Consider the following 25,523-nt stretch of genomic DNA (forward strand, 5'->3'; position numbering starts at 1 on the left):
GAGCATCTGGGTAAGGCCGGAGGCGTAGTGGAAGGCCTGGCCCGGCTCCTCGTGCTTGGGCGTGCTGCGCAGCACGTCACGCAGCTTCTCAACGCCCCGGGTCTCGTTGGGAAAGCCGAACTCGGATTCGTAGACCCGCCGGGCAATGTTGTCAGGGTCGAAGCGGGACTCTGAGGTGTCCTCCAGGTCCATCCCCGAGGCCATGTCCATGATGTCCTTGGTATTGACGCCGTCCCCTGGCGTGCCCTTGAAGTCTGGAAGATAGTCGGTAACCGGCGCGTTCTGGTCGATCTTGCCTTCGCTGATAAGCTGGTCGATCACGAGGCTGGCGGTGGGCTTGGCCGAAGACATCCACACGTGGTGATCCTCGGGCCGCATCCGCGGGTACTTCTCGTAGACGATTTCGCCCTTGTAGACGACCATGTAGGCCTGCGCGCCCGGCGACTGCTCTAGGAACGCGTCGAGCGACAGCGGGCTGGGCAGCGAGCTTTCGGAGGTCATGTCGACCTCAATCTCACCGATCTCGGGCATCGGGTTCTCGGCCAGCGGCATTGGACCGACGCGTGAGGGCAAAACGGCGGTGGGAAGGAACTCCGACACGCGCATGTTGAAATAGGCGGATGGGTCCCCGCCGCGGAAAAGCTCATTGTAATCGGCGGTGCGGGTTTCCTTCTCCAGCGCCAGCGGGAAGCCGTCGACGAACTGGTCGAGCGGCGTGCGCTCCTGCGCGACGGCGGCCCCGGCGACCAGCACAACGAGCGACGCGGCGAAAGGGATCTTGAACATCTCTCTTGTCTCCTTGGGTTTGCGGCGGCGGGCGCCATTGATCGCCGTCACTCGTCGAACAGGCCCGAGGTTGCGATCGGGCGGGCGAAACGGTGAGCGGACAGGTCCTGATCGCTGACGTTGAAGTAGACGATCACCAGGTCACGCGAGGGCGAGACATAGAGACCCTGCGACATCAGCCCGAATTTCATCATGTCGCCGTCGGGCCAGACCAGGTCCCACTGTCGGCTGTTGCCGATAAAGTCGTCCGTGCCAACGCGGTCGGCGAATTCCGGGCCGTCGAAGCCGGCCATGATGAACTCATGGCTGCGCACTTCGTCGTGGATGCGGGCCAGGATCTCGTCTGTCACCACTTTCTCGGTGGCAATCTTGTCCCAGCTCGGCGTGTAGAGCATGCCGAAGCGGGCGAAGTCGCGCAGGTTGCTCGATATCAGCCCGTGCACGGCGGCAATCCCGTCGGGGGTCAGGTGGATCTGCAACGCCCCCTCGGCACCAACTTTCGACCAGACGCGGCGATCGAAAATCTGGGCCCAGCGATCACCCTCCACCGCCTCGGCGAGGAAGACCAGCATCTGGGTCAGGCCTGAGGCGTAGTGGAAGGCCTTCCCCGGCTCCTCCAGCTTCGGGGTGCCGCGCAGCACGTCGCGCAGCTTCTCAACGCCGTGGATCTCGTTGGGGAAGCCGAACTCGGCTTCATAAACCCGCCGGGCAACGTTCTCGGGATCGAAGCGGGACTCCGTAGTGTCCTCAAGATCCATGCCCGAGCCCATGTCCATCACGTCGCGCGTGGTGACGCCGTCCCATGGTGTGCCCTTGAAGTCGGTCAGATAGTCGGTGATCGGCGCGTTCTGGTCGATCCTGCCTTCACTGATCAGCTGGTCGATTACCAGGCTGGCCATCGGTTTGGCGCAGGACATCCAGAGGTGATGATCCTCGGGCCGCATCCGCGGATACTTCTCGTAGACCACCTGGCCCTTGTGAACGACCAGGAATGCCTGGGCGCCCTGGTGCCGGTCCAGAAAGGCGTCCAGGGACAGCGGCCCCTCTAGTGCGCTGGCCTCCATCAGCTCGGCCTTCACCTCGCCGATCCGGGGCATCGGGTTTTCGGCCAACGGCATCGGACCGACGCGCGACGGCAGGATGGCCGTCGGCAGGAACTCCGACACGCGCATGTTGAAATAGGCGGACGGATCGCCGCCGCGGAAAAGCTCGTTGTAATCGGCGTCCCGCGTTTCCTTTTCTAGTTTCATCGGAAAGCCATCGACGAACTCGTCAAGCGGGGTTCGGTCCTGAGCGGCAATTGGCGTGGCTGACAGCAAGAGAGTGCCCAGCAGGGCATGTTTGCAGCTGCTTCTGAGGGGGGTGATCCAGTTTCGCACTAGGGTTCTCCGGATTGTGACAGGCAACATGATTTGCACGCCACCGTGTTGATGCTTCGGTTCAGTATTTCGTGTAATTGGGCTTGCGCTTCTCGGCGAAAGCGGCCGTTCCTTCCTTGAAGTCCGGCGTTCCGAACAGCGCATGGAACAAGCGGCGTTCGACCTTGCGACCCTCGGTGAGCGGCATTTCGGCTTGCTGGTTTACAACCTCTTTGCCTGCCAGAACCGACAGCCGCGGATTGTTGGCAATCTTGGTGGCGAGTGCCATCGCTTCGTCCATCAGTTTGCCATCCTCGACAACTTGCGTGATCAGACCAATCCGTTCGGCTTCCACTGCGTCGATCCACTCGCCGGTCAGGATGTAGCGCATTGCCTTGTACTTGCCGATCCGGTGAGACATGCGCTGCGTCCCGCCGCCGCCTGGAATGACACCCAGCGTTACTTCAGTCAGACCGAATTTTGCCGTCGTGTCTGCCAGGATCATGTCGCACATCAGCGAGATTTCCGTGCCTCCTCCGAAGGCGTACCCACGCACAGCCGCAATGACCGGTTTGCGCAACTCGGCGACCTGGTCCATGTAGGCAGCCATGTCAGTCCGGAACGCCTCCGGAAATTCCTTGGACGCGATCCATTTGAGATCGGCGCCGGCACAGAAGGCCTTGTCACCGCCGGCCAGGATCATGCAGCCGATACTGTCGTCCGCGTCGAAGGCCATCAGGGCATCCGTGACTTCGATCTCAACTTCTTCGTTCAACGCATTCATCGCCTCGGGACGGTTGAAGGTGACGATCCCGACGTTTCCCTTGCGCTCGGTCAGCATGTACTTGTAGTCGGCCATTTCGGTGTCTCCTTGGACAAAGCTGGGTGACTTGCCACTCTTCGGTTTAGCGGTTGAGTTCGATATCCGGGTTCGGGATCAGTCCAAGGCCATCAAGTCCGAAGATGATCAGCTGAACAGCCAGCGCGCAGAGCAACAGGCCTACGATGCGCAGGAAAATTTTCAGGATAGCCGGAGGGATCTTTGCAAAGATCTTGTCGGCAGCCAGCAGGAAACCGAGATTGAGCGCCATGACACCCAATATCAGCGCAACAAAAATCGCGGCGTCCGCGACACCCTGCAGAGTTGCCTCGATTGCAACGATGGCAACGAGGCCATGCGGGGATGCCATGAGAGGCACCGCGAGGGGAAACGTCGCGACATCCAGGGACGGGGCTGGCGGCGGACCGTCAGATGCCTGCTCCTTGTCTTCAGCAAGGATCAGATTGAGGGCGAAGATGAAGAGAATGGCCCCTCCAGCGATCAACAGGGCTTCCGTACTGACTTTCAGCCCCGCCAGAATGGCCGCCCCGACAAGCGCAAAAATAACGCAGATCACCGTCGAGACCGTGACCGTCCGGAAGGCGATCGCCCGTTTCAGTTCGGCGTCTGCCGATTTCGTCAGCCCCAGATAAACCAGCGCGGCGCGCACCGGGCCGATCGTGACGAATAGAAGGACCGCGATCTCTACCCAGCTCATTGTTCAATTCCTTTCAATTCCTCATGGAGCAGAACCCCACTGTCTTGTTCGATCACCATCGGTCACCCGGCTTCGATCGGCGGCAGCGTGTCCCGAAGCTTGTTCTTGGCAATCCGGTCCAGTGTTGAACGGGGAAAATCGTCGACGAGATGCACAGACCTTGGCACCTTGAAGTCAGCAAGCTTTTCACGGCAATGCGCGACAATCCGGTCTCCAAGGTCCTCTTCCGAAAGACCTTTCCCGGTTTCACTTGCCGAAACAAAAGCGGCAGGAACATCGCCTAGCATGTAATGTTTCTGCGCGACCACTGCGCATTCCAGCACCAAACCTGTCTCGAGAATGGCGGTTTCGATCTCCAGAGCCGCTACGTTCTCTCCACCGACCCGCAGCATGTCCTTGTCCCGGGTGACGAAGAACATCCAGCCGTCCTCGTCGATACGAACGCGGTCTCCCGTGTCGAGCGCACCACTCTTGTCGAATGCCTCCTTGGTCTTCTCCGGGTCTTTGTAGTACTCCTTGAAGAGGGATACGCCGCGCTCTCCACGGATGAACAACAACCCTTCTTCACCCGGGCCTGCCAAGGTGCCGTCGGGCTTGCGCACCTCCACCTCATAAAACGGAGAGGGACGGCCCATCGTCCCGGCAGGTCCGGTATGATCGGCATCCGTGACGATGCAGGCGGTCAGTGTTTCCGTCATGCCCCAAAGCGCCATCGTCTGGACACCGAACTCCTTTTCGGCCTCCGGAAGGCGCGCCAGTCCGATCAGCGTGCGTACATTGTGGTCAGGTACAGAACGCCCGCTCAGCGCCTTGAACGCGAAGGGGATCATCGACACCCAGGTGACACCATAGGCGGCACAAGTGTCCCAGAACCGGGACGCCGAGAATTTTGGATGCACGACGATCGTTCCGCCCGACCAAAGGGCCGTCAGCAGGGAAATCTGGGCGTTGGCATGGAAAAGCGGCATGTAGATCAGGGTGACATCTTCGCGCCGCAGACGCAGGTTCATCGCCATGCACCTGCCGCCCCATAGGGCGTTGGCGTTCGTCCAGACCGTGGGTTTCGGCCGGGAGGTGGTGCCCGACGTGAACTGGACAGCGAAATTCCGGTCACAGTCCGTGGATATGTCCGGAACAGGTCCGTCATCGAAGACGTCTGCAAAGGCCTCAGCGCCGAGTGCTTCCGCGTCATAATCGCCTGCATCGCCGGAAACGATCATCGGCGTATCCGGGCCACATGCCTCACGCACCAGTTTTGCCAGCGATGGCTGGGTAACGGCACAGACAGGCTGCATCACTTCCGCGAAATAATTGACGTTCTCGGTGACGGATCTCGTGTTGGTCGTAACGGGGACGGCTCCGAGACAGGCACAAGCGAACCAGGCGATCAGAAAGTCGGGCGAATTGTCGAGATGCATGAGAACGAAATCGCCGCTCCCGACACCTCGCGCGTGCAGACCTGCCGCGAACCGCCTGGCATCCCGCGCCAGTTCGGCATAGGTCCAGCTGCGTTCCGCGCCGTCGAAGGGCGCCCAGATCAGGAACGCCTTGTCCGGCTGGCGCTCGGCCCATTGGTCGAGCAACCAGATCACATCCATGCCGTGGAACCCGTTGGCCTTGGAAACAGACATTTCTTTGAGGGACCCCTTCAAACTCTTTACCTCTGGCACGCGGTCATCAGGACTTCTTTTTCTCCACGAAGATCACGTGTTCGGCGTAGCAGACGCATTCGCCATGCTGGTTGGTCGTCGTCTTGCCTTCGATGATGAGCCCATGATCCGGACTTTTGGGGTGGTCCTGCTTGTCGATGACCTCGGTCACAACCTTGATCGTGTCGCCCGCGAAAACGTTGTTCGGATAGCGGATCTTGTTGTAGCCGTAGGACATGCCGTGCGGATTTATCGGTTCGCCCTGAATGCAAAGGCCGGTGCTGATGGAGAAGGTTCCGTTGCCGTGCATGATCGGCTTCTTGAAGGGCTGGGTCTTGCACCATTCCGCATCGGTGTGATGCGGCATCCAGTCTCCCGAGTGCATCGCATGCATTACGATATCGGCCTCAGTGATGGTGCGCGCATTCGTCGAGCTCTTCTCGCCAATCTCGAAATCTTCCCAGAATTTGGCGACTTCCTTGTATTTTGCATTTTCAGCCATCGTCTTCCCCTTAAGAAACTGTCCTGTCTGACCGATCGTCAGAACTGGAGCTTGCGCCCGTCCCTCCTTGACGAAGGAACGCATTCACATGGTTTGCGGTTGTTGAAGCCCAGATTTGCCTAGCCGGATGTATCGAAATCCGTGTTCACGGGATCTTTCAGTCTTCGGCCGGAGTGCGTCTCGTAACGAACAGCTTGTGCTCGACATAGGCGACTGTCTCGCCACGCTGGTTCGTCGTTGTTTCCGATTGGGTCAGGATGCCGTGGGTCTTCGACTTGTGATGCGGTTGCTTGTCGATGACCTTGACTTCAACCTTGATCGTATCGCCAGGAAAGACCGGGGACGGGTAGCGTATCTTGTCATAGCCATAGGCCATGATGTTCGGGTTTTCCGATGACGACTGGAAGATGAGGCCCGTGCTGACGCAGAAGGTCAGGTTGCCGTGGGCAATGCGGGTCCTGAACGGCTGTTCCTTGGCAAATTCCTCATTCGTGTGGTGCGGCTGCCAGTCACCGGAATGCATCGCGTGCATGACGATATCCGTTTCGGTGATGGTCCGGGCGTTCGTCATGGTCGACTCGCCGATTTCAAAATCCTCGAAGAATTTGTGTTCCGCGTCTGCCATTGTCTTTCCTTCCTGTCGGAGGTCTCTGGGGTCGAGCCGCGCCCAAGGAAAAGGCGGGCTCGCTGATCGCTTCCATGATCGGTGCCGGGTCTGACAGCAGGTTCTCACACTGCGTTGCCGTCCCCGGTACCGTTTAACCCTGTCGCAATGCCGGGATTACCCGTGCACACGGATCGCTTTGGCTTCCGCCATCGCCTTGATCTGATCCTGGCTGTAGCCGAGGTTCGCCAAGATGGAGGCGGTGTGCTCTCCAACTTCCGGCGCCTTTCGCGGCGGGACTTTCTCGATCCCGTCACCCTCGACATAGATCGGGCTGTCGACTGTCTTGTGGCCGCCCGCGCCTTCGACCTCCGGGAAGCAGCCGTTGGCGATCATGTGCTCGTCCGTGACGTCCTCCACCGTGGTCTGCACGGGGCTGAAATTCACATGGTACTCCTTCAGTCGGGCCTTCACCGTGGCGAGATCGTGCTGGCCGACAATCCGGTCCATCGCGGCGAAGAGCTCAGCGGCGTTCTCATCTCGCGCCTGCGGTGTTGCAAAGCGCGGGTCGTCCTTTGCCTCGCTGGCGCCGAAAGCGTCGCAAAGATTCGCGAAGTTCTTTGGGTTCAGTTCGACGATCTGGACGTAGCGGTCGTCGCTCGTCTTGAAAAAACCACCGTTGACGGGGTTTGGCCATTCCGTGCGATGGAACTTCTGCATGGGCGGCGCGCCAACCAGAGCAGCCTGAACGAATGTCGAGTTCTGCCACAGACCGACATTCATCAGCGATGTCGCGACGAACGACCCTTTCCCTGTGCGCTCTTTGTGAAACAAACCCGTCATCACCGCGTTGCAGAGCGCGATCGCGGTGGCCAGGTCGCCGAAGCCCACCGGAGGTGCCGACGGGCCACTACCTTTGGGGCTGAGCTCGTCAGCTGCACCGGTGCGTGAATAATAGGCCGTCATGTCAAAGCCCGGCGCATCGGTGTCCGGCCCCGCCATGCCGAAGCCGTTGATCCAGGCATAGACGATGTCGGGCTTGATCTCCTTGATCATGTCGTAGGTGTGCGCGCACTCCCGCTGCACCTTGCGCGGCGAGTTGGTCAGGAACACGTCCGCCGACGCGGCCAGCTTGTGAAGCACTTCCTGTGCCGAAGGGTCCTTGAGGTTCAGCGCCACGGATTTCTTGGTGCGGTTCTGCATGAAGGTGGTGTAAGGGATGTCGCTGGGCGGCATGCCCTTCACCTTGTGCCCGTAGCGCCACATGTCGCCCGTGGGCGGTTCGACCTTGATCACCTCTGCGCCGAGGTCGGCAAGCATCACCGCAGCCGAGGGGCACGCAGCCATACCGGCAACCTCGATCACTCTGATACCCTCAAGAATTCCAGTCATCTGATAATTTCTCCTCATGCATTCGGGGAATTGCACTTGTGTTTGCGCGGGTCAGTCGAGAGATGTTCCAGAAACTCGTCCTGTAGCCGATCGAGAATGGCCTGGTATTCCGATGCGCGCTGCGGAACATCCTTCCAGTGCGCCAGGGCGACCTCCGCCATTTCAATTTCTTCGCAGATCGAACGAAAAGCAGGATTGTTGCGTTCCAGCAGAGCAATCTCCCTTTCCCGATCCGGGAACCGCCCTATGAATGTGTGCAGGAACTTTGTTTTCATCCTTGCTGCTCCTCGGTTCGAGGTCAGCACGTCGTGGGGAGAATAGATAGGTTGCTACATGTTGCTACATGGGTTCTGTCACACAGACGCAAGGCTTTTCCTCCATTTGAAGGCATGAACGGGTTTGCGCCGATGTCGTCCGAAACTTAGAGAAACATCATTTTGTCCGATCCTGAAGCCACTGATGACCTGTCCATAACCGAGGCTCGGATCCGTCGGCAGCTCAAGCGTATTCTTGATTTTTCCGGGCTTGAGGCGAGCGACCGTCGGCGAGAGATGCTGATTTTCATCGTAGAAGAGGCGCTTGCCGGCCGCGCCTCCGGGTTGAAAGCCTCGACGATTGCGATGGCCGTGTTCGACAGAGGCTCGGACTTTGATCAACAGACGGATCCGGTGGTCCGGTTGGAGGCCCGAAAGCTCCGTCGAGACTTAGACAATTACTATGCCAATGCTGGCCGGGATGACCCGGTTCTGATCAGCATCCCCAAGGGGCGTTATATTCCCAGGTTTTCGGCGTTGAATGCCGTCAAGCTAGTCGATACGCCTGCCCGTGCCAGCGGCTCCCCAGGATTCAATGGTGGTCCCGATGGGGCAGAAACGGTCTCCAGCCTGCCACCAGACAAATCGGCAGGTCACCGAAACCTCCACCTTGCGCTTCTTGCCGCAACGATTTTTTTCTGTACGACACTTGTGCTTCTCTGGTTCGGAAAATCGAACGACCCCGCCGCATCCGGTTCACAAATGCCTGCCGATGGCGCCCGGGTTCTTGTCATGCGCTTCGAGGCACACGACACTGACGAGCTTTCGCCTCTTCTCGCGGCAGGGCTCTCGCAAGAAATTGCCGCCGCTCTTCTGAATTTCCCGGACCTGCGCGTACATTTGGGGTCGGGTCCAGGAACGGTCGATGCTGGCCTGTCGGATATGGCGAGGCTTCGAGCAGCAACAGAGTTTGTCGTTACAGGCAACGTGTTGCGTGAGAACGACGACATTCTGGTACGTGCAAAACTCCTGCGCAGTGAAGATTCGCAGGTCTTGTGGAGTGAACGTTACTCTATAGGCACTGAAGCCCAAGGCATGAGCAAGGTTCAAGACGACATTTCTGCCCAGATTGCCACGGTTGTCGGCCAGCGATACGGCATAGCCATGAACGATGCCAGGAAAACCCTGTTGTCGGATGATGAAAGTTCGAGTCTGACAGACTATGCCTGCATCGCTCGTGCGCAGATTTACCGGCGCACCATTCGCCAGGAAGAATATCAGGAAGCCCGGGATTGCCTCGAAACCGCTGTTCGCAGGGATCCCGAATACGCTCGCGCCTGGGCCATGCTGGCCTACCTCCGCATGGATGCGGCCCGTTTCAGTTACGACGAGACCTTGCCGGAAGATGCGAAATACGCGCCTGCGCGAAAAGCTGCCATACGCGCGCTCACTCTGAATTCGAACGATATCGACGCGCTGAAAGCGTTGTCTCACATTGAACAATATAAAGGCAATTTCGAGCAGGCGATTGAGTATGCGCGGCAGGCCGTCGAAGTTAATCCGAATGACCCCGATGCACTAGCAAACCTTGGCAACAGGCTTGGTATCCGGAACCGCCTCTCGGAGGCCGTCCCCTTGCTGAAGCGCGCAATCGAGCGCTCCGTCTCCCCTGTGCCATTCTATTATCACATGATCGCACTGGACCACATGATGAAGGGCGAGTGGGACGACATGCTGTTGGCCGCCAATCATGCGGTCGCCGACGGATCGAGCGTGAGTTATGCGCTTGTTGCCATTGCACACGGCGCCCTGGGTAACAGCCATGCCGCCCGGGAAAACCTGGACAAGATGGCAGAACGTTGGCCACTGCTTGCAGAGGACCCCAGGGCTGCTTTCGAACTTCATAAGTTGCACCCGGTCATAATCGACCAGATTGTAGCGGGTCTTGACAGAGCAGGTCAGGCTCAATTGGAGTAGGAAACGATGTTTCCGACTTGTGCCATTCCCCATTTCTCCATCAACAAGTCCCGGGTCTACATGCCGGGAAGATCCAAGCGCAGACCATGGAATTTTTCTTCAAGTTTCAGCTGGCTCCCCGAGCCGTAGGGCGGCATGTGTTGTCTGTTGTCTCTAGCCAGAATGGATATTCAGGAACGTTTCTGGTCGGTGTTGATAGGTCTTGCAGTGTTCCCGTTTCTCCGAAGTTCTACGAATTACCTTCCGATACGTAATTTGTTAGGACAATGGCTGACCTTTTTTGTTAAGAAATTGAACAATATGACATTTCACCCCAAAGTGTGCGATGACGCGTCCCTGGATGAGGCCGACATCCGGCGTCAGCTTGAGCTAATTCTTGATTTTTCCGGTTTTCAGGCAAGCGGTCGCCGCCGCGAGATGCTGACATTTATCGTCGAAGAGGCACTGGCCGGCCGATCTTCCGGGCTGAAGGCCACGACCATTGCGATGGCCGTTTTTGACCGGGGACCTGATTTTGATCAGCAAACGGATCCGGTGGTTCGACTCGAAGCCCGGAAACTCCGCCGCGACCTTGACCACTATTATGCCGATGCCGGCCGGAACGCACCTGTTCGGATCAGCATTCCCAAGGGACACTACATTCCGAAATTTTCGAGACTGGACACTGTTGAGCATGACGATGAACCTCGCCTTGCCAGCGGTTCTGTTGCGGTTGGAGGTGGTCCCGCAACAGCAAAAACAGCCTCTGTGTCGCCGCTAACGAAGCTGGCCAGCCGCAAATATCTCCGCCTCACGCTGTTTGTCGCAGTGCTTCTTGCCTGTACGGCGCTCGCGCTTTTTTGGGCCTACAGGCCTGGCGGGTCTACGCTTGCCGGCTCAACCTTGCCTGTCGATGGTGCAAGGATCCTGGTTAAAGGCTTCGAGGCACGAGCAACCGACGACGAGCTTTCGTCACTCCTCGCTGCCGGACTGTCGCAGGAGATCACCGCCGCTCTTTTGAAATTCCCGGACCTGCGCGTGCATCTGATGGCAAGTGAAGGCACCGCCGGTCCCGACCGGCCGGAAGCGGCAAGACTTCACGCACTAACGCAATTTGTCTTGAAAGGCTCAGTATGGCGGGAGGATGGTGAGCTGCTCGTCCGCGCAGAACTCGTACGCAATGAAGATTCTGGGGTTCTGTGGAGCAATCGGTACAGGGCAGGAACCAACGAGCGGAGTATCACCGAGATCCAGGACAAAATATCTTCTCAGGTCGCTTCGGTGGTCGGCCAGCAATACGGCATCGCCAGGAGCGAACTTAAGCAGTTTCTTGTGTCCGAAGAAACCAACCCAAACCTGGCCAGCTATGCCTGTGTTGCCCGCGCCCAGATCTACCGCCGCACGCTTCGCATGGAAGAATACCAAGAAACGCGGTCATGTCTCGAAGAGACCGTGCAAAAGGATCCGGACTATGCGCGGGCATGGGCAATGCTTGCATATCTGCGCAACGATGGTGTCCGGTTCGGCCACGACAAGGAGTTGCCGGATGGTGAGGCTCTCGTTCCCGCCCGCGAAGCGGCAACCCGTGCGCTCAGCCTGGATCCGTCCGATACCGATGCCCTCAAGGCGATGTCGCACATCGAGCACTATGACGGCAACTTCGAGCGATCCATAGACTACGCCCGGCAAGCGGTCGAGGCGAACCCGAACGATCCTGAAACAGTCGGAAACCTGGGTTTCATGCTCGGAATGAGGGGCCGTTTTTCGGAATCGCTTCCGCTACTGGAACGGGCAATCGAAAGATCCGTGTCGCCTGCCCCACGCTACTACCAGATGCTTGCAGTGAACCACATGATGGAGAGGGAATGGAACGAGATGCTCTCTGCCGCCAACCTCGCGGTTGTCGATGGAATGGGTGTGACCTATGCGTTTCTCGCCATCGCCCACGGCGGTCTTGGTAACGGGCGTGCCGCAAGTGAGGCCCTTGAAATGGCGGAGGAGCGCTGGCCCCTTCTTGCCGAAGATCCCCGGGCAGCGTTCGAAGTTCACAAGCTGGACCCGGCCGTGATCGACGCGCTTGTTGCGGGTCTTGAGCGTGCCCGCGTGATTGCTTCAGAGTAGAGATCTTGCTTTGGTAAGAAGGACTGTTCTGGCAAAACGAGTTTACGTAATCAGCCCATGGCCAGCAAACTTCAGCACTGGTTGCGCAAGCAGGTGAACTGGTCACCTGCTTGCGCAATTCGCATGGCAGACACGTCGCTGTTCGGAGTACGCGTTGCTCACGAACCTGATGCCCTGATCCGATTATTTGGCAAACCGCGCCGGATCGTCAGTGACAACGGGACCGAGCTGACGTCGTGAGCTATTCTCGAATGGCAGAACCAGACCGGCGTCGACTGGCACGACATTGCACCAGGCAAGCCGACACAGAATGCCTTCGTCGAGGTGTTCAACGGGCGACTGCGCGACGAGCTTCTGAAAGAGGAAGTCTTCGGCAGCCTTGGCGACGCCATCTGCAAGCTTGCCCGGTGGTGGCATGACTATAATACGACGCGGCCCCATTCCGCGCTTGGCGGCCATTCACCAGCGACCGCGCGCCGAGCGCATACGCTTGTGGAGGGCTCCACGCTCTGCGCGCTCGCAGCCTTGGAAATAATGAGCTATGAAAGGAAAAGACGCCTCGAATAAGTGAGGGACCCGAAGGGCTCACATCAAATCAAGGCCAACTATGGCCGGCCTAAATGATCAAAAAAGCTTGATGGAAAAAGCAAAATGAAAAAATTTATCCTCTCTTCATTGCTTATGATGGTTTGCAGCAGTGCTCTTGCTCAAGATGAGCCTTCAGCTCCCATTTTGTTTACAAATGTGAATGTGTTTAACGGTACGGATCAAGCCCTGATCAAGAACGCCAATGTCGTCGTAACAGGAAACAAGATCTCTGCCATTTCCCTTGAGCCACTGGTAGTTGCGGGGGGGCGCATCATCGATGGCGAAGGGCGTACGCTGATGCCGGGTCTGATCGACGCTCACACTCATATTATGCTGCACTCCGATCCTGTGACACAACTAATGACGCAGGACACATTCGAACAAGGAGCCCGGGGCGCAGCACGGGCGAAGGCATATCTGGATGCCGGGTTTACCACCGTGCGCGACCTGGGAGGAAATTGTTTTGGTGTGAAGAATGTCGTTGACGCGCGCGTTTCGCCGGGGCCACGCATTTTTTGCGGCGGTGCCAGCATCACGCAGACCTCAGGCCATGGCGATTTCCGTATGACGAACGACGGGCACCCGCGTTTTGACGGGTATGCGGCTTCTGGTGTCGCCAATACCACGAAGACCACTATTATCGCGGATGGCGTCGATGACGTGCGAGCCGCTGTCCGTGAAATGCTGTTCCGGGGAGCATCCCAGATCAAGGTACACGCCGGTGGCGGCGTAACCAGCTTCAAAGATCCGCTGGAAGCAGCACAGTACACCCAGGAAGAACTTAATGCGGCGGTCGAGGAGGCAGAGCGTTATGGCACGTATGTGACTGTACATGCCCAGGTCAACAATGCGGTTGTCGCGTCGTTGGATGCAGGCGTGAAGACTGTCGAACACGGACTTATCATGGAAGAAGAAACCATGATTCGAATGGCCGAAGCGGGCGTTTACTGGATTCCACAGGCATTCCTCGCGCTGCAGGACGTCTCGAGCAATCCGCTGTTTCAGGACCCCATCCAAAATGCCAAACTAGCAAAGGTCAATGCAGGCGCGCGACAGGCCTTTGAATGGGGCATTAAACACAACGTCAAGACGGGCTGGGGAAGTGATGTTTTCGGCGCGGATGAGATCTTTGCAACCTTCCGCCAGGAATTTGCGTTTCGTGATGAATTCTACGAACCCATTGAACAGATGCAGCAAGTCACTGGTGTGAACGGAGAAATTCTCGCCCTTAGCGGTTTGAAAAATCCGTACCCTGACGGCCCGCTCGGCGTGATCGCTGAAGGAGCCTATGCTGATATCATTTTGATCGAAGGTGACCCGAGCGAAGACATTCGCCTTTTAATGGACTCGAGTAACATTAGTCTGATCATGAAGGATGGGGTTATCTACAAAGATGTCCTTAATTGACCGTTTCGGGAGTTTCTTCGAAAATTGCCATCATAGTTGACCCAGCCACCCTGACGACTGAGGGCAACAGTAGCGCTCCACGAACCAGCCCCAAAAATGACCGCGCCATTCACATGCTTTATGGAGGCGAACTATTTGTTCGCTCCATCTACGCTGCCATCGGTCTGGTCCGCTCCGGAAGTGTAGCCTTCCAGATCGTCCAGCCATTCACCACTTTCGAACCAGTAGGAATTTAGCTCACCCAGTGTGCCGCTGGCCTTGTTCTCGACAATCCAGGCATTAAGAAAGTTCATCAGGCCGGGACTGTCAGGGCGGACCACCATGGCCTCAACCGTAGACAGTAAGGGGGCCTGCTCCATTTCGTAGCGATCGGGATCCCTGGAAACAATGAAGACCGGGTAAGGTGTTGGCGCGACGACCCCGTGAACTTCTCCCTCGAGAAAAGCATCCCGCATTAGCCCGTTATCCTCATAACTCACGACCTCGGCTGCCTGAAATTCAGACGATGCTTCATATTCCGCAACAGTGTTTGCAGCCACTCCGATTTTGACACCCTCAACGTCATATCCGTTTTCAGCAGCACCGGCAGGCAGGAGGGTTTTGTCCACCACAACCGTAAATTCCGTCGTCGCATAGGGAGTAGAAAAATACACCTCCTTCGCACGTTCCGCGGTCACAGACACACCGGAAATCACTACGTCGACTTCCCCGTCAAGAAGACTTTTGAGCAAATTGTCGAAGGGGACATTTACGAATTCTGCGGGTACGCCAAGTGCATCACTCACCCTGGTAGCTACGTCGATCTCGAAACCGATACGTTCACCGGATTTGTCTGATGCCAACCAGGGGACGTAATTCTCTTCGGCCACTCCGACCCTGAGGCTCCCTCGGGTCAGAGCATCCTGCAAGGCATCCGCTTCAGACTTCACCACCATGAAAGGCATTAGAAGAAGCGTTGCCGCCAACATGAGTTTCAACTTGGTCATTCGAATAGCTCCTTCAAAAAGGGACCGGGCGTTCACCTGCCACGGCCTTTGCCTTTGTGTCCTCCGCGATGACCACCGCCGGGCCGGGCGCCGGGTCTCGGGCGGAAATTGGGCGGCCTTGCGCTGGGGCGTGACGGTCGTGTCGGACGCACAGTCGGCCGGTTCGGGCGTTGTGGTCGAGCACCAGGAGGGCGGTTGCCTGGTGGCCTGAAGCCGGGCGGTCGGTGTCCAGGTGGGCGAAATCCGGGCGGTCTGTTCCCGGGAGGGCGGAACCCGGGAGGCCTGTGTCCCGGAGGACGATATCCGGGTGGTCTGTTCCCGGGGGGGCGAAACCCGGGAGGCCGATTGCCAGGCGGGCGATAGTTTGGTGGACGGTAGTGTGGAGGTCTCAGCCCGTAAATCGGATAATTGTACCGGATAAGTGGAAGTCCAATATAGACACCCGTGGAGAGCAGCGGTCGTCCGTAGTAAGTGCCGCTGCCAGCATATGTCAGATACTTGCTGGACGCCCATCCTCGACTGCCCGCATAATCGATATCGCACCAATTGTAGCTTTCGGAGCATTGGTAGACGGTAACGAGACCACCCTGTGGAATGGTACCAACGACTTGATAGTTGGTGCCCGGACCTGCCCGGTAGTTCAAGTTTGTCGAAGCCGTCGCCTGGTAGGCTGCCTGAGCCACTTCCGTTGGAGCCAATTGTGCCATCACGAAAAGCAACAAGCCGGCACAAATTCTTCCAACACTGAGTGCCTGCATGATCGAGCTCCAAATATCTCTCGTTGCGGCACTTTGGGCATAAAGTCCCCTCGGCACAACAGGGCCAAATTCAATTTTTTCAAACACACAGCCTTTTGGGGAGGTGCACCTGCGAAGGCGGAGGCACAATGTTACTCCAGGTTGGATCAACTGGTCGTGCCCTGATAGCTAAAACGAATTAGCTTCCGGCAAACCCGGTGTAGCTCATATCAATATTTTGATGAATGCCTGAAACTGTTCCATTGTCTGCCACGTCCAGATCGTAAGTCATCCAAAGCACCTTCCAAAAAGGGTCTCTTTTCTCCGCTAAGGCGTGTTCCATATAGTTTCGGTGAAAAAATTCGGTTTAAAGCATTTCCAGCGGACAGGAGAGATGACCAAATGATCCAGAACCTGTCAGCGCTGTTCGTTGCCTCGTTTCTGGTCAACCTCGCCAATGCCGCAATCACGACCCTGATCGGCATACTGGTTGCCAATGAAGGCGGCACCCAGGGAGAAGTGTCCCTGATCGCGACCGCCTATGCAGCCGGTTTCGCGATCGGTTGCCTTGCAACACCCGGGCAGGCGAGCCGGATTGGCGTCATTCGCACCTATGCCATGGCGGCGGCACTTGCGACGATCACGATTGTCGGCATGGATATCGGCCATTCGACCACGTCCTGGGCCGTGTTGCGCTTTGTCATGGGCGCTTCAATTGCAGCGGTTCTCGCGGTTTCCGACAGCTGGATAAGCTCAACGGCTCGTGACGGTACGCTCGGCCGGGTGATAGCGGTGTATTCTATCGTTCTCGGGTTCGCATCGGTGGTCAGCCAGTTGGTGTTTCTCTGGCTTGGCGACGATGCGGATCAACTCACGCTGTTTTTCGCAATTCTCATGAATCTTTCGGTCGTGGTTCTTGTGGGCTCCGGCGTACCACAGCCGCCGGCACCTGAAGCCAGTCCCAAACTTCTGGTCTTCAGCATGCCTTCACTCACAGCCGGAACGGCAGCCTTCGTGTCCGGTTTCTGTGTTGCGGTCATCACGTCCGTAATGCCGTTTTCTCTTTCGGTTTATGACGTGCCGGTGGACCGGATCGCGGCAGCAGTGCTTTTTCTCTATCTCGGGCGACTGATTTTTCAGTGGCCAATCGGCCTGCTTTCCGACCGACTCGATCCACGTCTTCTGATCGCGCTTCTGACCATCCCGCTGATCGTATTCTGCATTTTTGACATTCTCTATGGCCCGTCGGAAGGCAGACGCCTGAGCGGCGAGGAAGGTCAGCTCATGCTGGTCGTGACGCTCACCATGGCGCTTCTCATCGGTGCGATGATTTTTCCGATGTATTCGGTCTCTTCAACACTGGCCTTCAGCCGTGCGGAACCAGGATCGGTCATCCGTGTTTCGACCACGCTGCTCATAATCTACTCGCTTGGGTCCATCCTTGGCCCCGCGTCGATAGCTGCCTTGAGCCCGCTCGTTGGAGACTATGCCTTCTCCATCAGTACACTGGCAGTCAATGTGCTTCTGCTGCTGATAGCCGCGTTCCGGCTGCATCAGCGCACGCCTCCCGAAGAGCCGTCCTCCACCTTGCCGGTGCCGGGAACCAGCCTGGACATGATCCAGGCTGCCGGAGAAATTGCAGAGGAAGCAGCATCTTGACCGAAAAAGTGTACAACCGCCTTGAGCTTGGTAACGAACAAGAATGAGCGAAACCCTTCTCCCATTTTCCGTAGCCATAGCCTATGTGCTGACAAACATAGACGGGCTGCTGGTATTTGTCGCTCTTGCGACTGCCGGAAAACTGAAGCGTGTCGGTGTCGGTTTTCTGATCGCGCAGTCATTTGTAATGACCGTTGCATACGCAGCAGGCGCCTTTGCATCCAGTCTGCCTGTCCATCAGGTTGGATGGTTGGGGCTGGTGCCCGTTTTTCTCGGGGTTCGTCAGTTGCTTGGTGAATTTTTCACTTCGAACGCTCGAAATTCAAAGGTGACCGACAGGTTGCTCGGCCTCGCAGTTGTGTTTTTCGCTTTGAGCACTGATACCCTTTTGCTTCTTGCGGCCTTTTTTGCCGACAGCAGCAAGGCATTCGATCACCTGGTCATCTTGGGGGCCTTGTTGGCTGTGAGCTTCCTTTTGATTGCAGGCACGTTCCTGTCTCGCGGTTTGGGCTTCAGCCTGAATACAATACGGAAACTTGAACGTCTGACACCCTTCGTGATGATCATGGCCGGCATTTACATATTGATGGACACCGGAACAGATGCCTTTTGAGTACGATGACGAGACTGTTTTCAAATTGCGGACTTTTTCAAGTGTTCTGGATCGATACACCTGATCGAAGTCCTTGAATTGCTGTCTCCTTTCAGCGACGCTCGGTCGGACCGCCGCCAAGCGGGTAAAGCAAGCTCTCCGGTCCTGAACCAAGGTGCCACGCAAAGGCAACAGAGTTGGACTGCCGACGGTATCTGGCAGGCCCTATTCCGGACAGCGCGCGATCGTTCGGATGTTCCGACCATGGCCGCATTGAGCTAGTGTGTGCCGATGAGGAAAAGCACTGAACATGGAGACAGGCACCGGACAGAAGGTGCCGCCTCGGCGATGCGGATCGACGAGGTCGGTGACTACCGGAGCACCGTGGAACCGTTGCTACCACTTTCTGAAGCGTCCGTGGTGCAAGTGCAACCGGGTCCACCTCCGACAAACCTTTCCGTATTTTCGTCGGACAAGATCTCAGTACTCGGTGTGCATCACCATGCCGCTTCCATCGGAATTGTTGTCACAAAACCTGAATGCTTCAGCTTCATGTGGTGGGACGGGCAACAAGACTGCATGATCAATGGTGAGACAGCCCAAAACACGGTGCTTTATTCTCAAGGCGCCCACGACGGGTTTCATGCCGTTGGCGGTGCCAGGCGCACCATGGGAATCGCCGTTCGCCGTAAAGACTTGATAGGGACAGTTGCTGCTCTCGGCGGCATAGGCCCGGAAGACGTCCTTCTCAATCAAACAGCTCTGGAACTCCCGGCGGAAGCGGCAGCCCGATTCCGAACCGGCATTGATTTTTGTCTGAAACAGTCACTTGAACACGGAATGCACGAGGCACCCGGGGTTGACGCCAAAAATCAGAGCGAGGCGATCTTCGGACTGCTTGTCGATGCTTACCTCTGCTCAACCCGCAAGAAGCTGCGAAAATATCGGGGAGATCCGCCGGAAAAAATTGTTCGGCTGGCTGAGGAGCGTTTCTTCGCTTCGCAGGGTGCCCCGGTCTCGCTGGCCGATCTCTGCATCGCGGCAGGTGTTAGCCAGGCGACCCTTTATCGCGCCTTCCAGTCGGTTTGTGACATGCCCCCCCTGGCCTATTTCCACAAGCGCAGGCTCACCGACGCCAGAAGGGTACTCATGAAGTTGCCGGCAAAACGCGGCAACGTGAAACAGGCAGCCTATTCTGCTGGACTGACCGAACTGGGTCGTTTCTCGGTCGAATATAGGCAGCTGTTCGGAGAGACGCCTTTAGCCACCCTCAACAGGAAAAACGCTGAGAACTAAGGCGCAATTTCGCGGAACTGACCGGTTCAGCCATTCGAATAGTGACCGATCAGATTGACCGGGCACGATCCCGCTATCTGCGCCTGCAATAAACTCGAGGCTGATTTCACTCAATTTCAGCGTTCATGCCATCTCGACTGTGGCCCCCAACGAGCAAGTATGTGGTTTCGGTGCCTGACGAAATGGAGGGGGGTCATTTTCAGGCTGTCCCTTGTCCAAAGAACCGCACTGACTAATCCGAAATGATAATTTCTGCATATAAACAGCAGGTTCCGTTTTCAGAGGAACTAACTTACGTTGAGGCAGCATTCTAATGATCTGCTAAGCCATTGGAAAAAAACGTTAGTCACCGGCTTCCGCTCCGTTTCCCGTCACAATTCCCGTAACTGGCTGATTGATATTGGATTTAGAGAACGACCTAATGAGCCCGGCAGCAAAAACAGCCAAAACAATCAGTGCGAGTTTCGTTTGTATTCTTTTCGCCGTGTGTCCTGGCCTCGCGCAGGAGCTTTCCCAAGACCGTGTCTCAGCGGCGTTCAACGCTGTCGACAATCCGGTGCAGATCGACACGATTTCCGAACTGGATGAAGCAACCGGAGATCCGGATGAACTTTCGACAGAAGAGCTGGCGCAACAACTGAACAACCCGAACTCGCCGCTTGCGAGCTTGACCTTGCAGAACATTACGACGTTCTACAGTGGCGATTTGCCGGACGCTGACAATCAGGTTGGCAACACTTTCCTGTTTCAGCCTGTGTTCCCTTTTCCTTTGACCGATGATGGTACACGCAACTTTTACGTCCGGCCCGGTTTTTCCTTCGCGACCGATCAGCCGGTGCCCAACTCGACCGGCACGGGCTTCACCCAGGAAATTTCGCTCGGCGACGTGGGTTTTGATGTTGCGGTTGGACAATCCTTTGACAGCGGGCTGATCGTGGTCGGCGGCATCCAGGGAACAATCCCCACTTTTACCACCCTGTCGGGAGAACAGTTGCGTCTCGGTCCGGAAGGGCTGATCGCCTTTCTGAACAAGGAAGGTGCCATTGCCGCCTTTCCTCAACACCAGTGGAACGTCGCCGGAAACGGTCCGGACTATTCCACCTCGACATTGGAACTCTTCGCGCTCAAGTTTCTCGGCAATGGCTGGACTGCGGGCACCAATCCCAAGATCAGCTACGACTGGGAAGCAGAACAATGGACCGTGCCCGTCAACGCGACGATCCGAAAGGTTGTCAAATTCGGGAGCGTACCCACGCAGCTCACCGCATCGTTCGACTACTATGTCGAGAAAAACGATGATTTCGGACCTGACTTCGGCGTGACGTTCAAGATCACTCCGACGGTGCCGAACTTTATTTACAATGCCTTCAACTGATTTTGGGGCGAAGAAAGCTAGTTGAAAGAGAAGCCATGAAAAATATAGTTCTTGCTACAATTATCACATTCGCGGTCTCACCTGCGTTTGCTCAAGAAACGCCGCCGCAGACCCTGATTACCAATGTGCAGGTGTTTGACGGAGAAAACGAGGCGCTTGTCGAAAACGCCAGCGTTCTCGTCGAAGGTAATCTCATCAAACTGGTGTCTACCGATCCCGTCGAGGCCGACGGTGCCACAGTCATTGACGGCGGCGGACGTACGATGATCCCCGGGCTGACCGACGTGCATTGGCACATGACAATGGCGGAGGTGCCGCAGAGCACAATTCTTACCGGTGACGTCTACGAGATCGCTGCCAGAGCGGTGCCGACGGCAGAACGCACATTGATGCGGGGTTTCACAACCGTGCGCGACATCGGCGGGAACAGCTTCTCAATCAAGAAGCTGATCGATGCCGGTGTCATCGTGGGCCCGCGCATGCTGGTGGCGGGTGCTCCGCTCAGTCAGACAGGGGGACACTACGACTATCGCCTGCCGCATGAGGTTCCCGCGGACAGCACGCTCGACTATTGGGGACGAACCGGGTTCTTTGTTATCGGCGACGGGGTGCCCGAAGTCCAAAAGCGCGCCCGCGAACTGTTCCGGATGGGGGCAAGCCAGATCAAGATCGCGGCCGGCGGCGGTGTCGCCTCGATCTTCGATCCGCTCGACGTGCGGCAGTACTCGCTTGAGGAAATGAAGGCCATCGTCGATGTCGCCGAAAGCTACAACAGTTATGTCGCCGCCCATGTCATCACGGACGAGGGTGTCAAGATGGCCGTGGAAGCCGGAATCAAGACCATTGAGCACGGCATGCTTGTCAAACGCGAAACTCTCGAACTGATGGAGGAAAAGGGCGTCTGGCTGAGTACGCAGCCGCTTCTTGACGATGAGGACCGCATGGTCTTCCCGACGCAGGAATCAACCGAGAAATGGCTGGAGGCGACGACGGGAACAGAAAAGGTCTATCCGCTCGCCAAGGAAATCGGGGTCAAGATCGCATTCGGAACGGATGCGATCATGGATCCTGCAATGGCTGAAAAGCAGGGCAAGTTTCTGGCCAAGCTGTCACGATGGTTCACTCCCTACGAAGCTCTGAAAATGGCGACATCCGACAACGCCGAACTCATGGAAATGGCGGGGCCGCGTCACCCCTATCAGGAAGGTCCACTCGGCGTGATCAAGGAAGGTGCCTATGCCGATCTGATCCTCGTGGACGGCAATCCGCTCGAGAACCTGGATTTGGTCGCAGACCCGCATGAGAATTTTGATCTGATCATGAAGGATGGCGTGATCTACAAGAACGCCCTGGAGAATTGAGTTATGCTTCGGACGACGACCACTATTCTTCTTGGCGCAGTAATGACCGTCGCACCTGTTACCGGCTTTGCGCACGACCCTATTGCTCTCACATCCAATGGCGGCCAGATCGTTCATGGCAACACCTACGGTCCCGCGGTAAAATATGAAAACGTCATCATCCGGGGAGCAAAGGTCTTCAACGGATGTGATGAAAACCTGCTTACGGCAGATGTACGCATCAAAGACAACCTGATCGCGGAAATTGGTCCGGATCTGGAGGCTCCGGACGGCAGTTACGAGATCACCGCGGATGGCCACACCATGATCCCCGGCCTCATCGACGCACACTGGCATGGGGTATTCGCGACTGCCACGATTGGCCAACTCATGACAACCAACGAGGGTTACTGGAACCTTCTGACGTCGGTTGCCCAGCGTGACACTCTTTACCGCGGCTTCACGACAGTGCGTGATGCCGCGGGACCGATGTTCGACATTGCACGCGCAACAAATGCGGGCCTCATCGTCGGGCCGAGGGTCTTCCCGTCAGGCCCTGCCATTTCGCAGACCTCGGGGCATATGGATTTCCGCATGACCCGAGACGTCCCGGCGACACCCGACAGACTCCATTCTTTTGAAACGTCGGACATGTTCTACATCGCTGATGGTGTGCCGGAGGTACTGAAGCGCGTCCGCGAAAACCTGATGCAGGGTGCAACGCAAATCAAGCTCATGGCAGGTGGCGGGGTCACGTCGTCTTACGACCCCATCCACACGATGCAATACACCAAGGCGGAACTGGAAGCGGCGGTAGAGCAGGCCGCCAACTGGGGCACCTACATTCTGACCCACGCCATCAACGACCAGGCCGTGAACCATTCGATCGACGCCGGTGTCAAAAGCATCGAACACGGCCATATGTCGACCCGCGAAACCCTTCAGAGGTTTGTGGATGAAGACGTGTGGCTCAGCATACAGCCTTTCCTGGACGATGAGGATGCGCCGGCACTGAACGACTTCCAAAAGGAGAAGTACAAGTTCGTGACCGATGGCACTGATTTCGTTTATAAAACTGCCAAGGAACTCGGTGTCAAAATTGCCTTCGGTACCGACACTCTGTTCAGTGCCGATCTTGCCAAGCGACAAGGCGCTCAGCTCGCCAAGCTGCAAAAATGGTTCACACCCTACGAGGCCTTGAAGATGGCGACCTGCGACAACGCGGAGTTGCTCAAACTGTCTGGCCCTCTGACCCCCTATCCCCTGGGACCGCTCGGCGTGATCGAGGAAGGTGCCTATGCCGACCTGATCCTCGTCGACGGCAATCCGCTTGAAAACCTGGACCTGGTCGCAGACCCGCATGAGAACTTCGATCTGATCATGAAGGATGGCGTGGTCTACAAGAACACCCTGGAGGACTGATAGATTTTCCGCTTCTCCTTGACCGCCTGCCTTCTGCTGACGGCGTACTATGCGTGGGGCCAGGGCCGCACGCCTCGTGTATGAAGCTGAATTCGGCTTCTGTACGAGACCAGTGGGGGGCGAGAAGCTGCTCGACGTGCTCAGGAACACCCCTATGCGGGAGGAGCCCGGCCAGGCGTTCGACTACGCCTCCGGCCTCAAACAGATGCTGGTGATCCGGACCAAAGCGGTGGAGAATGACTGCTGGGAACCGGGCTTCAGAAATTCGCCAAAATTCAAACGTCGCAGATGGGCGACATCGTCTCGCCTTTCAGCATCAAGGGGCCAAAAACCAGTCTGCATGGAAAATGTGGCGACCAAAATCTGCCCGCGCGTCTGCGGAACTGATCACCCTGCCGCTTTGTCCTGCCGGATACATCTTTGCCCCCCAAAAGCGCTTGATCCGACCTGGAAATCAGCGATGCTTGCTGACGGCGGATAGCTCCGGGCAACCCCGGTGGCGGGTCTCAGGGCGCAACAATCAGCTGTCCATCTCCGACCGCGGAAACCGTGATGTTGGCGATGGATCTGGCAATGTTGCGCACTACACCCGGATTCTCGTTTCTCGTCTCCAGACTGTTACCTTCCGCCAGACGGAAACCGATGAGCTGAACGACCTCTGGAGCATCCGCGAACTTTGTATGATTGAGGCTGTTCGTGTCCTTGATCTGGGTAAGATCGACGACAGTGACGCCGAGTTTCGCCAACCGTTCCGCGTCGGCTTCACCCACCCTGTTGACACCGCCGGCGATTTTCCTGGAAAAGCTGAGCGCCTTGTCGTTATGGGAAATCAGGACGTAAAATTTCCGTTGGCTGCGGGGAAGTTGCCTGATCTGCGTCTCGAACACATCTATGTCGATATCCGGCGATGCAAGTATGACCGTCCTGATCTTACCGGTGGTGTTGTACCGTTTCTGCATCGCGGCCTGACGGATGGCCTCCATCGTCAAGAAGTTACCCATCGAGTGGGCCACGAGGTCAAACCCGGTCGGTGAGGCTTTGTCGAGCAGGTTTGCACCGTCGACGAGACGGTCCCTGGCGGTCAAAGTGCTGTTCAGGTCGTAGACATAGTCGAGCACCTTGCCTTTGGATGCCCAACTGAAGACCACCGGCACACCGGAAAAATTCATGTCATTTGCAAATTGAGCCGTTCGAACGATCGCGTCGGTCAAGGTTGTGTTGAAACCGTGCACGAACAGCAGCACATCTCTCCCGGATTTCGGCTGACTGCGGATCTTCCGCCGAAGGTCCGCAACAAACGCATTGTCCGTGGCAAAGACTTCGGGATCGACGATGGTGAAATCCTTGCGCGGGTCCGGCGGCAATGATTTTGCGCGCTCGATGTGACCGGTCTTGTGGCCCGGCGGAATGGTCACCCGGACCTTCGCAAGGCTCAATCCCTCACCGCGATCTCCCGAAAACAGCAATGCCGGATCGTCGGAAGCAGCGCGCGTCGTCAAAATGTAGACTTCGCGGCTTTTCAGGCCCTGCAACCGGGACAACGATGAGGAAGGGCTATCCAGACCTATGATGTTGTCCGGCGGACCGGCACAGGCCGACACAAGCAGGAGCACAGCCAGCAAAAATGCAATTTGCCTCGAGATACCTGACAGATCGCTCATCCTGCTCAGCCGCTTGCCCATCCACCAAGGCATTAGCGGGTCCGCGAACGGGGAAGTCAACCGGAAGAGCCAGCCTTTGCAAGGCTTGCCGGGACCTAATTGTACGGTGTTGTAAATGGGTCACCGGACCTCAGCTGGCGACTCCAGTCATTCGCGGACCCAAACTGCCACGGGGGCCGGATGCCGGGCCTCAGCTTACGCTTAGCAATAAGCTTGTCGGTGGAGATGGAGTTGTCGACCAGACCCAGTTCCTGGAACAGTCCGATGGACGACCCGGGAACCCACCGGCGGTAATCGTGC

General features: G+C 57.1%; 21 protein-coding genes and 1 pseudogene. 10 read left to right on the forward strand and 12 right to left on the reverse strand.

Annotated elements, in window-relative coordinates:
- The 9 genes from ACQY7U_RS11790 to ACQY7U_RS11830 form a co-directional block, all read right to left on the reverse strand.
- On the reverse strand, positions 1–786 hold a 786-nt coding region (locus ACQY7U_RS11790; protein ID WP_428644660.1), incomplete at its 3' end, for a serine hydrolase.
- Between the two features lie 47 nt (positions 787–833).
- On the reverse strand, positions 834–2,165 hold the full coding sequence (locus ACQY7U_RS11795) for a serine hydrolase domain-containing protein (RefSeq protein WP_428644661.1): 1,332 nt from the start codon (positions 2,163–2,165) through the stop codon (positions 834–836).
- A 61-nt stretch (positions 2,166–2,226) separates the two neighbouring features.
- Complete coding sequence (locus ACQY7U_RS11800) at positions 2,227–3,003, reverse strand: enoyl-CoA hydratase-related protein (RefSeq protein WP_428644662.1); 777 nt, start codon at positions 3,001–3,003, stop codon at positions 2,227–2,229.
- 46 nt (positions 3,004–3,049) lie between these two features.
- Positions 3,050–3,682: a MarC family protein gene (locus tag ACQY7U_RS11805; protein ID WP_428644663.1), complete on the reverse strand. Its 633-nt coding sequence runs from the start codon at positions 3,680–3,682 to the stop codon at positions 3,050–3,052.
- A 62-nt stretch (positions 3,683–3,744) separates the two neighbouring features.
- The gene (locus tag ACQY7U_RS11810; RefSeq protein ID WP_428644664.1) at positions 3,745–5,313 is read right to left on the reverse strand and encodes an AMP-binding protein; all 1,569 of its coding nucleotides are present in this window, start codon (positions 5,311–5,313) and stop codon (positions 3,745–3,747) included.
- Positions 5,314–5,359: 46 nt separating this feature from the next.
- On the reverse strand, positions 5,360–5,833 hold the full coding sequence (locus ACQY7U_RS11815) for a MaoC/PaaZ C-terminal domain-containing protein (protein WP_428644666.1): 474 nt from the start codon (positions 5,831–5,833) through the stop codon (positions 5,360–5,362).
- A gap of 157 nt (positions 5,834–5,990) precedes the next feature.
- Entirely contained in the window at positions 5,991–6,458 is a 468-nt protein-coding gene (locus ACQY7U_RS11820; protein WP_428644668.1) for a MaoC family dehydratase, read from the reverse strand.
- Between the two features lie 156 nt (positions 6,459–6,614).
- Positions 6,615–7,829 carry a CaiB/BaiF CoA transferase family protein gene (locus ACQY7U_RS11825; RefSeq protein WP_428644670.1) on the reverse strand — a complete coding sequence of 405 codons (1,215 nt, stop codon included), beginning with the start codon at positions 7,827–7,829 and terminating at the stop codon, positions 6,615–6,617.
- Between the two features lie 14 nt (positions 7,830–7,843).
- A complete protein-coding gene (locus ACQY7U_RS11830) occupies positions 7,844–8,104 on the reverse strand; it encodes a hypothetical protein (protein ID WP_428644671.1) in 261 nt (86 codons plus the stop codon).
- Positions 8,105–8,266: 162 nt separating this feature from the next.
- On the opposite strand from ACQY7U_RS11830, the gene ACQY7U_RS11835 reads away from it, so the two are divergent.
- The 4 genes and pseudogenes from ACQY7U_RS11835 to ACQY7U_RS11850 all read left to right on the forward strand — a co-directional run bounded on the left by ACQY7U_RS11835 (position 8,267) and on the right by ACQY7U_RS11850 (position 14,155).
- Positions 8,267–10,060, forward strand: a complete 1,794-nt coding sequence (locus ACQY7U_RS11835) for a tetratricopeptide repeat protein (RefSeq protein WP_428644672.1) — start codon at positions 8,267–8,269, stop codon at positions 10,058–10,060.
- Between the two features lie 162 nt (positions 10,061–10,222).
- Positions 10,223–12,160, forward strand: coding sequence for a tetratricopeptide repeat protein (locus ACQY7U_RS11840; protein ID WP_428644674.1), 1,938 nt, complete (start codon positions 10,223–10,225; stop codon positions 12,158–12,160).
- Between the two features lie 111 nt (positions 12,161–12,271).
- Positions 12,272–12,727 (forward strand): annotated as a pseudogene (locus ACQY7U_RS11845) (transposase family protein); the annotation flags it as partial.
- Between the two features lie 84 nt (positions 12,728–12,811).
- Positions 12,812–14,155 (forward strand): amidohydrolase family protein, encoded by a 1,344-nt coding sequence (locus ACQY7U_RS11850; RefSeq protein WP_428644676.1) that lies wholly within the window; start codon positions 12,812–12,814, stop codon positions 14,153–14,155.
- Positions 14,156–14,286: 131 nt separating this feature from the next.
- Here ACQY7U_RS11850 and ACQY7U_RS11855 read toward each other — a convergent pair whose 3' ends face one another.
- Together ACQY7U_RS11855 and ACQY7U_RS11860 are read right to left on the reverse strand one after the other, a co-directional pair.
- The gene (locus ACQY7U_RS11855) at positions 14,287–15,141 is read right to left on the reverse strand and encodes a transporter substrate-binding domain-containing protein (RefSeq protein WP_428644677.1); all 855 of its coding nucleotides are present in this window, start codon (positions 15,139–15,141) and stop codon (positions 14,287–14,289) included.
- A 32-nt stretch (positions 15,142–15,173) separates the two neighbouring features.
- Complete coding sequence (locus ACQY7U_RS11860; RefSeq protein ID WP_428644691.1) at positions 15,174–15,899, reverse strand: SH3 domain-containing protein; 726 nt, start codon at positions 15,897–15,899, stop codon at positions 15,174–15,176.
- A gap of 381 nt (positions 15,900–16,280) precedes the next feature.
- Between ACQY7U_RS11860 and ACQY7U_RS11865 the strand changes: the two genes are divergently transcribed.
- The 6 genes from ACQY7U_RS11865 to ACQY7U_RS11890 all read left to right on the forward strand — a co-directional run bounded on the left by ACQY7U_RS11865 (position 16,281) and on the right by ACQY7U_RS11890 (position 23,562).
- Positions 16,281–17,537 (forward strand): MFS transporter, encoded by a 1,257-nt coding sequence (locus tag ACQY7U_RS11865; RefSeq protein ID WP_428644678.1) that lies wholly within the window; start codon positions 16,281–16,283, stop codon positions 17,535–17,537.
- A 43-nt stretch (positions 17,538–17,580) separates the two neighbouring features.
- Positions 17,581–18,150 carry a cadmium resistance transporter gene (locus ACQY7U_RS11870; RefSeq protein ID WP_428644680.1) on the forward strand — a complete coding sequence of 190 codons (570 nt, stop codon included), beginning with the start codon at positions 17,581–17,583 and terminating at the stop codon, positions 18,148–18,150.
- Positions 18,151–18,477: 327 nt separating this feature from the next.
- Entirely contained in the window at positions 18,478–19,425 is a 948-nt protein-coding gene (locus ACQY7U_RS11875) for a helix-turn-helix domain-containing protein (protein ID WP_428644682.1), read from the forward strand.
- A 421-nt stretch (positions 19,426–19,846) separates the two neighbouring features.
- The gene (locus ACQY7U_RS11880; protein WP_428644684.1) at positions 19,847–20,800 is read left to right on the forward strand and encodes a hypothetical protein; all 954 of its coding nucleotides are present in this window, start codon (positions 19,847–19,849) and stop codon (positions 20,798–20,800) included.
- Positions 20,801–20,835: 35 nt separating this feature from the next.
- A complete protein-coding gene (locus tag ACQY7U_RS11885) occupies positions 20,836–22,161 on the forward strand; it encodes an amidohydrolase family protein (protein ID WP_428644686.1) in 1,326 nt (441 codons plus the stop codon).
- Between the two features lie 42 nt (positions 22,162–22,203).
- On the forward strand, positions 22,204–23,562 hold the full coding sequence (locus ACQY7U_RS11890) for an amidohydrolase family protein (RefSeq protein ID WP_428644688.1): 1,359 nt from the start codon (positions 22,204–22,206) through the stop codon (positions 23,560–23,562).
- 506 nt (positions 23,563–24,068) lie between these two features.
- On the opposite strand, the gene ACQY7U_RS11895 is transcribed toward ACQY7U_RS11890, so the two are convergent.
- Complete coding sequence (locus tag ACQY7U_RS11895) at positions 24,069–25,223, reverse strand: alpha/beta hydrolase (RefSeq protein WP_428644689.1); 1,155 nt, start codon at positions 25,221–25,223, stop codon at positions 24,069–24,071.
- Between the last annotated feature and the right edge of the window lie 300 nt (positions 25,224–25,523).

It is taken from the genome of Roseibium sp., assembly GCF_050301095.1.
Lineage (GTDB): Bacteria > Pseudomonadota > Alphaproteobacteria > Rhizobiales > Stappiaceae > Roseibium.

Coding starts and splice junctions, on each gene's coding strand:
- ACQY7U_RS11800 (WP_428644662.1), bottom strand. CDS start 3,003: ATGGCCGACTACAAGTACATGCTGACCGAGCGCAAGGGAAACGTCGGG.
- ACQY7U_RS11805 (WP_428644663.1), bottom strand. CDS start 3,682: ATGAGCTGGGTAGAGATCGCGGTCCTTCTATTCGTCACGATCGGCCCG.
- ACQY7U_RS11810 (WP_428644664.1), bottom strand. CDS start 5,313: ATGTCTGTTTCCAAGGCCAACGGGTTCCACGGCATGGATGTGATCTGG.
- ACQY7U_RS11815 (WP_428644666.1), bottom strand. CDS start 5,833: ATGGCTGAAAATGCAAAATACAAGGAAGTCGCCAAATTCTGGGAAGAT.
- ACQY7U_RS11820 (WP_428644668.1), bottom strand. CDS start 6,458: ATGGCAGACGCGGAACACAAATTCTTCGAGGATTTTGAAATCGGCGAG.
- ACQY7U_RS11825 (WP_428644670.1), bottom strand. CDS start 7,829: ATGACTGGAATTCTTGAGGGTATCAGAGTGATCGAGGTTGCCGGTATG.
- ACQY7U_RS11830 (WP_428644671.1), bottom strand. CDS start 8,104: ATGAAAACAAAGTTCCTGCACACATTCATAGGGCGGTTCCCGGATCGG.
- ACQY7U_RS11840 (WP_428644674.1), top strand. CDS start 10,223: ATGGATATTCAGGAACGTTTCTGGTCGGTGTTGATAGGTCTTGCAGTG.
- ACQY7U_RS11850 (WP_428644676.1), top strand. CDS start 12,812: ATGAAAAAATTTATCCTCTCTTCATTGCTTATGATGGTTTGCAGCAGT.
- ACQY7U_RS11855 (WP_428644677.1), bottom strand. CDS start 15,141: ATGACCAAGTTGAAACTCATGTTGGCGGCAACGCTTCTTCTAATGCCT.
- ACQY7U_RS11860 (WP_428644691.1), bottom strand. CDS start 15,899: ATGCAGGCACTCAGTGTTGGAAGAATTTGTGCCGGCTTGTTGCTTTTC.
- ACQY7U_RS11865 (WP_428644678.1), top strand. CDS start 16,281: ATGATCCAGAACCTGTCAGCGCTGTTCGTTGCCTCGTTTCTGGTCAAC.
- ACQY7U_RS11870 (WP_428644680.1), top strand. CDS start 17,581: ATGAGCGAAACCCTTCTCCCATTTTCCGTAGCCATAGCCTATGTGCTG.
- ACQY7U_RS11875 (WP_428644682.1), top strand. CDS start 18,478: ATGCGGATCGACGAGGTCGGTGACTACCGGAGCACCGTGGAACCGTTG.
- ACQY7U_RS11880 (WP_428644684.1), top strand. CDS start 19,847: ATGAGCCCGGCAGCAAAAACAGCCAAAACAATCAGTGCGAGTTTCGTT.
- ACQY7U_RS11885 (WP_428644686.1), top strand. CDS start 20,836: ATGAAAAATATAGTTCTTGCTACAATTATCACATTCGCGGTCTCACCT.
- ACQY7U_RS11890 (WP_428644688.1), top strand. CDS start 22,204: ATGACCGTCGCACCTGTTACCGGCTTTGCGCACGACCCTATTGCTCTC.
- ACQY7U_RS11895 (WP_428644689.1), bottom strand. CDS start 25,223: ATGAGCGATCTGTCAGGTATCTCGAGGCAAATTGCATTTTTGCTGGCT.